Annotated in this window: 6 protein-coding genes; 1 reads left to right on the top strand and 5 read right to left on the bottom strand. The window is 42.5% G+C overall.

Going from position 1 to position 7,065, the window contains the following annotated elements; translation table 11 throughout:
- Positions 1-149 precede the first annotated feature (149 nt).
- The gene (locus tag ACESM0_RS11895) at positions 150-464 is read left to right on the top strand and encodes a GIY-YIG nuclease family protein (protein ID WP_372906427.1); all 315 of its coding nucleotides are present in this window, start codon (positions 150-152) and stop codon (positions 462-464) included.
- 430 nt (positions 465-894) lie between these two features.
- Here the strand turns inward: ACESM0_RS11895 and ACESM0_RS11890 are convergent, their stop codons facing one another.
- From ACESM0_RS11890 to ACESM0_RS11870, 5 genes are all read right to left on the bottom strand, one after another.
- Positions 895-2,403 (bottom strand): ATP-binding protein, encoded by a 1,509-nt coding sequence (locus ACESM0_RS11890; protein ID WP_372906426.1) that lies wholly within the window; start codon positions 2,401-2,403, stop codon positions 895-897.
- Complete coding sequence (locus ACESM0_RS11885) at positions 2,400-2,900, bottom strand: response regulator (RefSeq protein WP_372906425.1); 501 nt, start codon at positions 2,898-2,900, stop codon at positions 2,400-2,402. The genes ACESM0_RS11890 and ACESM0_RS11885 overlap by 4 nt, the downstream gene beginning before the upstream one ends.
- Before the next feature lie 10 nt (positions 2,901-2,910).
- Positions 2,911-4,302: an SLC13 family permease gene (locus ACESM0_RS11880; protein WP_372906424.1), complete on the bottom strand. Its 1,392-nt coding sequence runs from the start codon at positions 4,300-4,302 to the stop codon at positions 2,911-2,913.
- 476 nt (positions 4,303-4,778) lie between these two features.
- Positions 4,779-5,231, bottom strand: coding sequence for an IS200/IS605 family transposase (tnpA, locus tag ACESM0_RS11875; RefSeq protein ID WP_372906423.1), 453 nt, complete (start codon positions 5,229-5,231; stop codon positions 4,779-4,781).
- Between the two features lie 319 nt (positions 5,232-5,550).
- The gene (locus ACESM0_RS11870) at positions 5,551-6,897 is read right to left on the bottom strand and encodes an FAD-dependent oxidoreductase (RefSeq protein WP_372906422.1); all 1,347 of its coding nucleotides are present in this window, start codon (positions 6,895-6,897) and stop codon (positions 5,551-5,553) included.
- Between the last annotated feature and the right edge of the window lie 168 nt (positions 6,898-7,065).

The following is a 7,065-nucleotide window of genomic DNA, read 5'->3' as shown; positions in this document are numbered from 1 at the left end:
CGATGCGTTCGCTATGCTCTCTTACTCGAGATGACAGGTAGGCCGTTATTCAATGGCGTCGTATCAAACGCTTTGGTTTGTCCGGGCTTGGAGAGACGCCGCCGCGATAATTAAAATCTTTTGTAAGACTTTTCAGGTTTTTGGTTCATATGGGTATGAAGAGAAACCGACATATCTATCACGTATACATCCTGACTAACAGGCATCATACGGTGCTCTATATTGGTATGACTGGAAAGGGATTGTTTAGGATTAAAGAACATATAGATAAGGTGAATCCGGGGTTTATAAAGAAGTACAATGTAAATAAACTGATTTATATGGAACGGTTTACAGAAGTAACCGATGCCATTGCCAGGGAAAAACAACTCAAGAAATGGAGCCGTAAAAAGAAAGAGTGGCTCATTGGAAAGGACAATCCCGAATGGGAGAATCTTTTTTTGAAGTACACAAAAAGCAATTAGTAGTTATAAACCTGAGTTCGATGGATAAATTATATATGTAAGAATCCTGAAAAGAGGATGAAACAGAGGGGAGAATATAGCAAGATCCAACGAACACCCCTCTAAATCTCCCCTTGTTAGGGGAGACTTTTCCAATAATCTTACTCAGGTTATAAAATCAGTATTCCTCCCAAGCGGGCGATTGGGAGTGTTTTTTCAATAACAAATTTTATGCCCGCCGTTTAAATACCTATGGCCCTGTCTTCTCGACCGAGCGAACGGAGTGAGAGAGCGGAGAGACCTTCTGTTGAATGGTATAGGATTAGAATAAGGAGATCCTTCAACTTCGCCCCAAAAAACGAAACTCGTCAGGCGAACCGACGCAAAAATACGCCGGAATTCGACAGACGAGAAGTGTTCTCGACGCGCTCCAACTTACGTACCTTCAATCCTACAAACTCTTCTGCTCGGTTTTAACCGGCAGCGTTATCGTAAACCTTGCCCCACCACCTTCGGCGTTTTCCGCTTTGATCTTCCCACCGTGATGCTCCACAATATCCTCGGATATCGACAATCCCAATCCAAGACCAAACTTTGCGCCTGTCTTTTTGGTGGAAAATTTAGGCTCAAAAATCTTCTCCAGGTTCTCTTCGGGAATTCCGGGCCCTGAATCTGTAAAGGAAACCCAAATTATTTTCTGAACCTCTCCTTCATCATCTTTCTCCTCACCGGTTCCGCAGCGAATATCCAGGCTGCCCTGTTTTCCCATGGCGTCAGATGCATTCAAAATAATGTTGGTCCAGACCTGATTTAGCCCGGCTGCATCAGCCCTGATTTCGGGAACTTCCGGCAGATCCAGATAGAGATCGTAAAACTTTATCCGGTTACTGGTCAACTGAAGCGTATCGTGTATCCCCTCTCTGATATCAATCCACTCATAGCGGTCTTCAGTATCCGAGCGGCTATAGCTTTTCAGGGATTTAACCAGACCCGCAATCCTCTCTCCCGCCGTCTCTATATTTTGAAACATCTTTCCGAACTCAAACTGATCAAGCAGAAACTGAATTTGTTCGGGTTTACCATCCGTTACATTGTGGACCATATCTGCGTATCCATCAGGCATCTGAGCAATAATTCGGACCTGTGTATTCCCTAAATCAGGAAACACCTCTTTTAGCTGTTTTGTGCGCTCACGAATCGTTTTGGTGTCTGGGAAACCGGCATTTCTTCCCAGCTTGAAAAGCTGTTGTCCGGTTTGATGAAGTTCAGAATCACCATCACCGTACATTTTCTGCATCAGACGGTGAAGATGTTTCTCAAGCGTATCCGTAGAGCGCAAGAGAGCCGCTGTTGGGTTGTTTACTTCATGCGCAAATCCGGCCACAAGCTGACCCAATGTTGCCATCTTCTCCTGGTGCACCAAAGCCTTTTGTGCATCCTGAAGATCGCGATATGCTTGCCTCAATTCATTCCGCTCACTCTGAAGTTTACTGTTTACCGAATCGAGTTTCATCTGAAGAATAATCGTCTGACGATATCTCTCCAGTAAGTTCGCCATAATCAACTCATCCAGATAGCCATCCAGTTCGGGATGAATGTCAATCAGGTGATTCACATCTTTTTTGGGAATTCTAAGAAAACGACAGTTATCCTGTGTTTTGGCTGTGGTCAGTGACGGGAGTCCTGTAATGAATGAAATGATGCCGATCAAAGAACCGGACCCCAAATGCTGAAGCGGAAACTGAACATCATTGTACGGCTTCTGTTTGTATAGCTGCACATCGCCGTCTAAAAGGATATAGATGTTATTCAGAGGCTCACCCTCTTTAAAAATTGTTATACCCGATCCCAGATCAAACATATACTTCTCGGCCTGTCCGTTCTCGTCAAGTACCCGGTGCAGTAATCCGGTTACCTGATCGCGGTCTTCCAGCCATTGTGAGCCGAGTTTGAATTTCATTGATCCGTCATTTTGCGTCCGGTTCTTAAGCTCTCAGCAATCCTTTCTGAATCCAAAACCTTCATGTATGGCAGTGGGTCTTTCACATGCTCAATCACATAATCCGTCAACAGATCACGCGTAATTTGAACCAGCTCCTCTTTTTGCCAGGGTTTGGCTATGTAGTGTTTCAAATCTGCTTCATTTACCGCTTTGACGGTTTCATCGAGACCCGCCTGACCGGTAATCAGTACTTTTCGCGTCGATTTGGTCATCTCCTCTTTCTGCATCTCAACGAGCAACTCCACTCCGTTTTTTCCCGGCAGAACGTGATCACATAAAACCAGCCCGATTTTCCCGTCTTCTTCTATAATTTCCTCGACGAGTTCTTCCGCCTCCTCAGCGGTATCCGCCATCTCCACATTAAAATGCTCTTCAAATTCGGTGATATCCCGGACAATGGAGTCGAGCACTTCCGGTTCATCTTCAATAACCAATATGTATATTTCTGATTTCATAGTTTTGAATTTAAAGAATGTGAGGCCAATAAAAGTTAGTCATTAATATGACTAAAACTATTGCAACAATGCCAATAATGGAACCGGAAACTATCATGTCTTTGGTTTCCACAACCCCTGTACTGACCGCAATAGCATTAGGCGGTGTTGAAATCGGAAGCACCATCGCAAAACTTGTACTAAGGGCGATGATTAAACCAATAATCAATGTTCCGGCAGGTCCACCGACTACTCCTGATGTAGCGAGGGTAATTCCCAAAGGAATCAGCAAGGAAGCTGTTACCGTGTTCGACAAAAAGTTGGACATCATTAAAGAGACTATGGCAAAGACGCTAAGCAGAACCAGGTACGACATCTGTTCCCAGCTGATACTTCCCACAATCCAATCGGCAAGACCGGTCTCCTTCATGGCAATTCCCAATGAGATACCACCTGCAATCAGCCAGAGAACCTCCCAGGGCAGATTTCGGATGTCATCTTTTTCGAATGCCTGAGTTAGCGTGAGAACCGCTACAGGAATCAGTGCTACAATACTGCTCTTAATACCGTGCAGGCTTTCTGTGACCCACAACAGAACGGTCACTCCAAATACTATGTAGAGAATCCAGGCGTTTTTTGACGTTTTCCACTCTCCTTTCATTTCAAGCGGTATAGATTTCAGAGCCGGCGGATGGAGTTTTAAAAGCAAAAACCAGGCAAAGGCCAGCATGATGAGCGCTAATGGTAGCGCGTACAACATCCAGCTTCCGAATTCTATATTCAATCCCTGTTGATTAAGTGCAGCGATCACAACAGCGTTTGGAGGTGTGCCAATTGGCGTTGCAACTCCACCGATATTGGCTGCAAATGGAATGGATAGCGCGATACTGATTCTGGCAGGATCGGTCATCTCCATTTTAGCAAGAATGGGAATAATCACCGTCACCATCATCGCCGTTGTTGCTGTATTACTCATAAACGCCGAGAGAAAAGCCGTAACGGCCATCAACCCAAACATAATCATAGCCGGACTTGTACCAAACGGTTTCAGCAGAATCCGGGTCATGTTTTTATCAAAATTGTATTTAACGGCCGCATCAGCCAGAACAAATCCACCCAGAAAGAGAATGATAATCGGGTTTGCCAGTGTTCCAACAAACTGACTGAAGGGAACCGGATCGTAGCCGGAACCGGATCCGAAAGAGATCAAACCTTCCGCACTGAGCAGAAGAACCTCCAGAAGAATTACCAGAATAGATGTCGAGTAAATGGGAATGGTTTCAAACATCCAAAACACGGCTGCCAGAAGAAAAATACTTAGAGCAAGATGTCCGGGCAGCGACAATCCAGGGAAACTGATTAGAAGTGGAATACAAAACCCGATGATCCCTAAAACAAGTCCGATTAGTTTCGTTTTATCCATAGAACAAAAAATAAGTCAGAACGATGATTGGTTTGTATCAAAATACACAGAAATCGATTTCTAACTGAGTAGTTTCTTTAAAAAAACCAATTATTTACTGGTAGCGGTTTCATAAAATGAGAACATTACGTCTCTCGCTGGTTTTCACAGATTACCCCGCAAAGCCTTGCAGAATTTCTGCGTTGAGATATCATTATATGTGTAACCTATATCAAATGGTAAGACATTTAATATCCAATTAGATCACTATTCAAAAAAATATTTAAATCTATCTTGAATCATGTAATTAATCACACTAAATCTTATAAAATAAAAAACTGAAATCTTGAACCATCCTAAATTTGGGCATTATTCTACGATCTCCGGTTATAGTCATCAAGTTACAGGCTGAAAGCCTGAAACAATCCAGCCCGGGACATCGTCCCGGGTTTAAAAGTTCAACATGTTAGATAGCAGGCTGTAAGCCTACTACAGACTTAATCCCAAAAATAATCTGCACTATATTCAACAACATCATATTCCTTCATAAATCTCTCAATCTCTTCCCGATAACTCAATTGTTTATGATGCTCTTCCTGCCGGGCAATATATCTTGTTACTATATCAACTTTCGAGCTGCTAACAGAAAAGGCACCGTATCCCCTCTGCCAATAAAATGAAGTATTATCTGTATGTTCCTTCATCCATTTGGAAGAGCTCTTCTTAACTTGTTCTACAATCACGGCCAAGGCCACATTTTTCGATAGCCGAAACAAAAAATGAACATGATCGGTGACAGAATTTATGATGAGTGCCGGACTTTTAAGCTCTTTAAAAGTACCTGCCATATATGAATGCAAATCAGATCGGATTTCATTACAGATCAGCGGTTGTCTGTGCTTGGTTGAAAAGGTCAAATGGATGTAGAGTTTAGACAGGGATTGGCTCATATAGATTTTCTGATTTGAATACATGATTGATGACTCTATATCTGTATGAAACGAAAATGGTTAAATACTTACAGAAATTTTCCGTTAACGAGGTTATTCTGTTTCAGGCTTACAGCCTTTTTGTACAGGTTGGCCTTTGAAACTTGAAACCTGGGGCGATGCCCCTAGGCTGAGACGTGAAAGGCTTTCAGCCTTATTTTTCTATCTGAAAAATTGCATAATAATCGAGGTAAGCGCCGAGACAATAATTCAATTTAAAACTGATAAATAATTGATTAGTAGAAAAAAATGTAATCAGAGTTACTTATGTAATCACTATTCAAACCAACCTCCTGGCGGCTGTTTGAACAGGATCCCAAACAGGAGAAAAGGGCGGCGCATAGGATAGATCCAGATCTACAATATTCTGCGCAGTCATCCCGGCCGTTATAGCCGTAACTACCGTATCAATTCTTTTTGCCGCACCTGCGAAACCAACAATCTGTCCACCTAAAATCTTTCCGCTCTTTTCATCCGAAATTAATTTCACGGTAATCTTGTCGCTCCCCGGATAGTACCCGGAACGAGTTCTGCTCTCAATTTTAGCAATTATATATTTAATGTCTGATTCTTCCAGCTCTTTTTCTGACAGTCCGGTTCTGGAAATTTCAAGATCCTGAAATTTTGTTATTGCCGTACCACATACACCGGGAAATTCAATATCTCCTCCGCTCAGATTAATCCCTGCTACCAGTCCATGTTTGTTTGCAACGGTTCCGAGAGCGATCCAGGTCTGATCTTTCTTGACCAGATGAAAAGACTCGGCACAATCTCCTGCTGCCCAGATACCGGGTACTGAGGTTTGCAATTTTTTATTAACCTTAATCGCACCCTTCACACCGGTCTCTATTGAGGTACCTTCCGTTAATTCAGCGTTTGGTTTTACACCCATTCCTAAAATGACCAGGTCTGCTTCCTCTTCTTTTTGATCCGTTATCACTGAAGTAACCATACCGTTTTCAGACTCAAACCTATCCAGTTTTTCATTCAGATAAAGCTTCACCCCCGATTCCTTCATATACTCAGCAATCAGATCGGCCATATCTTTATCCATGGTAGTCATTACCTGCGGAGCCATATCAAAAAGAGTAACCTCCATATCTAGTTCAAGCAACGCTTCTGCCATCTCAATTCCAATGTATCCGCCTCCTACAATCACCGCTTTTTTGGGCGAATGTTTTTCAATGTACTCAAAAACATCAATTCCCGTCTGAAGAGTACTTAAGCCAAATATTCCATCAGAGCCTATTCCCTCAAAATCCGGTCGGATTGGGGAAGCACCGGTAGCGATCAATAGTTCGTCATAAGATTCCCGGAATGTGGAATCTTGCAAAATATCTCTTACCTCAACTTTTTTACTTTCAACATCTATTTTTATGACTTCGTGATGTGTACGTACATCAATATTCTGTTTTTCCCTGAACACTTCAGGCTTCCGGGCAATCAGTTGGTCGGAAGCTCTAACCTGGCCAGCGATATAGTAAGGCATTCCACAAGCCGCATAAGACGTATGCTTTCCTCTTTCGAATACAACTATTTCCCGGTCGGCTTGTGCTCTTCTTACTTTTGATGCAGCACTCATCCCGGCAGCATCTCCTCCAATGACTACTAATTTTGCTTTGCTCATACCCTGTTTATTTAATTATGCTTTATGATAATGTATCAAGAAATAGAACCATCCTCTATACTGAATGAAGCAGTGTATACATTCTTACTCTCTTTAAAAATATGTCTTACCTTTAGATTGAAATTTTTCAACCTATTAAGCTAACATCATCATGGAAAAGGAGACTTC

This window comes from Rhodohalobacter sp. (assembly GCF_041686455.1).
In the GTDB taxonomy this organism is placed as follows: Bacteria; Bacteroidota; Rhodothermia; order Balneolales; family Balneolaceae; genus Rhodohalobacter.
Note: the sequence above shows the minus strand (reverse complement) of the source record. Positions and strands in the feature narration are given on the sequence as shown.

Bases quoted from the DNA above. Each gene is read 5' to 3' on its own strand.
- tnpA (WP_372906423.1), bottom strand. From the start codon at position 5,231: ATGAGCCAATCCCTGTCTAAACTCTACATCCATTTGACCTTTTCAACC.
- ACESM0_RS11870 (WP_372906422.1), bottom strand. From the start codon at position 6,897: ATGAGCAAAGCAAAATTAGTAGTCATTGGAGGAGATGCTGCCGGGATG.
- ACESM0_RS11895 (WP_372906427.1), top strand. From the start codon at position 150: ATGGGTATGAAGAGAAACCGACATATCTATCACGTATACATCCTGACT.
- ACESM0_RS11890 (WP_372906426.1), bottom strand. From the start codon at position 2,403: ATGAAATTCAAACTCGGCTCACAATGGCTGGAAGACCGCGATCAGGTA.
- ACESM0_RS11880 (WP_372906424.1), bottom strand. From the start codon at position 4,302: ATGGATAAAACGAAACTAATCGGACTTGTTTTAGGGATCATCGGGTTT.
- ACESM0_RS11885 (WP_372906425.1), bottom strand. From the start codon at position 2,900: ATGAAATCAGAAATATACATATTGGTTATTGAAGATGAACCGGAAGTG.